2 protein-coding genes are annotated in these 2,694 nt (G+C 39.9%); both read right to left on the bottom strand.

The features are described from left to right. Nucleotides 1-272: 272 nt before the first annotated feature. Complete coding sequence (locus LC653_RS28680; protein WP_229498045.1) at nucleotides 273-662, bottom strand: hypothetical protein; 390 nt, start codon at nucleotides 660-662, stop codon at nucleotides 273-275. Nucleotides 663-1,208: 546 nt separating this feature from the next. Further along, nucleotides 1,209-2,694: WD40 domain-containing protein (locus tag LC653_RS28675; protein ID WP_229498044.1), on the bottom strand; the 1,486-nt coding region annotated here is incomplete at its 5' end.

Raw genomic sequence — 2,694 nt, 5'->3', positions numbered from 1 at the left:
CACTATTGTGGGTTCGGTTTTAACTGTCAGGATAATTATTAATATACCTGCTGATTAGTCGCGTCAAAATAGTTTCTTCCATTCATAGCGGGTGGCGATCGCCGCCAGTGGGGCTGCTCCTAAGAAAACAGAATGGTTTCTTTCAGCCATAATGGGCGATCGCTCATGAACAGCTTCTGTCACTTTCCGGATATAATTATTAGTCAAAAACTTTGAGCGTACCTTAAGTCATGCGACAGCAAAACTCAATCTGTGTTTCATTCGACTGATACTCAAGCGGTTAGCAAATGGATAGATCCCAAATGGGTTCTATAAAGCCGACCTTCTCTCTTAGCAGCTTCAAGGGAGTCCGACGTACCAACTATTTGCTGGTATTGTTCGTTGGTAATTTGTAGAGGTTCTTCCTGTTCTGATACCTTTTGAAGCATCAGTGGATTTGGCCCAGCAACCTGCATATAGGCAAAAACCAAATCCTCTTGAAACCTAGAGCTAATTACTGGAAGAGGGATTTTTCTAAATAATTTATTATAATCTTCAAAACTTGGCTTATTTGCAGATGCCTCTACAGAAAAATCTACTTCTGTAGACAAGGGTTGAGTGTTTTCTAATTCCAACAATTTTGCATCAGAATTAATGATTTTCTTGAACGCAGAACTTAACAAGTCTGTGATTGACTCTTCTACATTAGATAACGCTGAAAAATCTACATCTCCTGCATCTTCATGAAAATGATGCGATTCAAATTGCTCATCAATAGCCCTAATCTGTTCCTCAAAATCAGATATTTATTCAAGTCCAAATTAAACATCACTAGACGGATTAGCAGCAACAATATCGTCGGTAATTTCTTGAGTAATTGATGCCAGAGTTAAAGCAATATTTTCTAACTCTTGACTACTTTCGGCATCTTTAATTTTTTGCTCGAAATTCTCACCAATGATTTAGGAGTGCTATAGCAATCTTATTTGATAAATAATTTTTGTTACATACCTCGCTTATTGTGGGCGAAAAAACTAATCATATCTGACTAATTCAAACCACGTAAAAGAGTGGTCAGCCCCTTCCCTACGGGACGCTGCGCGAACGGGGAAGTCAAAAATCAAAAGTCAAAAGTCAAAAATTTTGAACCTCATAAATAAATTTACTTGCTCTGTACTTTTTTATTTCTGGTTACGGTATCTCTTGAACTAATGACTAATGACTAATGACTATTGAACAGTGCTTATACCGTCACACAAATGCTTATCATCATCATCTACCTCCTGGCTATTTTTCAGATAGCCTCGTACCCAATCACAGCCACGAACGAGAAGCGGATCTAGCACGAGATCGTCCAAATTCGAGATAATCACAGTGTTATTACTAGCATAGGCAAGAGTTTTGCCGTCCCGGTTAAAAGCAAGGCTCGTGACTACATCTTGATTTTCGAGGGTGTGCAGGAGTTTGCCATTTAAATCCCAAGTTTGGATGGTTTTGTCCCAACTACTAGAGGCTAGAGTTTTGTCGATGGGGTTAAAGACAATGCTTAAAACTGCTTCGTGATGCTTAAAGGTGCGTAGGAGTTTGCCATTTAAATCCCAAATTTTGACGGTTTTATCCTTACTAGCAGAGGCTAAAGTTTTACCGTCTGGGCTGAAAACAAGGCTTATGACGATATCCTGATGCTTATCCTCATACTGGACAGTGTGCAGGAGTTTGCCATTTAAGTTCCAAATTTTGACTGTGCCATCGTAACTACCAGAGGCCAGGGTTTTGCCATCTGGGCTGAGAGCAAGAGATACAAGTATATCCTGCTCCTTATTGTGATACTGGACAGTGTTCAGGAGTTTACCATTTAAGTTCCAAATTTTGACTGTATTATCTTCACTAACAGAGATCAGGGTTTTGCCGTTGGAGGTAAAAACCACACTATTGACCCTATTATCATGTGCAAAGCTATGTCGGAGCTTGCCATCTAAATCCCAAAGTTTAACTGTATTATCGTCACTAGCAGAGGCTAGGGTTTTACCATTGGGGCTAAAAACGACGCTATTAACCCTATCCTGATGTGAGAAGCTACGTAGAAGCTTGCCATTTAAATCCCAAAGTTTGAATGTATTACCACTAGCAGAGACTAGGGTTTTGTCAGTCGGGCTAAAAACGACGCTTTCAACATCATCCTTATGCTGAAGGATATTTAGTTTTTTGGGTTCTAAATCCCAGATTTTCATGGTTCTGTCATTACTAACAGAGATTAGAATTTTGCCATTTGTGCTAAAAATGACGCTTTCAACCCCATCTTCATGCCGGAAGGTATGCAGGAGCTTGCCATTTAAATCCCAGAGTTTGACGGTTTTATCCCAACTACCAGAAGCAAGGGTTTTGCCATCTCGGCTAAAGGTGACGTTATTGACCTGATGATCATGGTTGAGAGTATGTAGGGGTTCACCCTTTAAATTCGAGAGTTTAACTGTATTATCGTCACTAGCAGAGGCAATAGTTTTGCCGTCTGGGCTGAAGATTACTTTATTAACCCTATCCTGATGCTGAATAGTGTGCAGGAGTTTACCATCTAAACTCCAGAGCTTGACAGTTTTATCGTCACTAGCAGAGGCAATAGTTTTACCGTCTGGGCTAAACACAACATTGTTGACTACTTTTTCATGTGTAAGAGTGTGCAGGAGTTTACCATCTAAACTCCAGAGCTTGACAGTT

This window comes from Nostoc mirabile CHAB5784 (assembly GCF_020829645.1).
GTDB lineage: Bacteria > Cyanobacteriota > Cyanobacteriia > Cyanobacteriales > Nostocaceae > Nostoc > Nostoc mirabile.
This window is presented reverse-complemented; position numbering and strand designations above follow the sequence as displayed.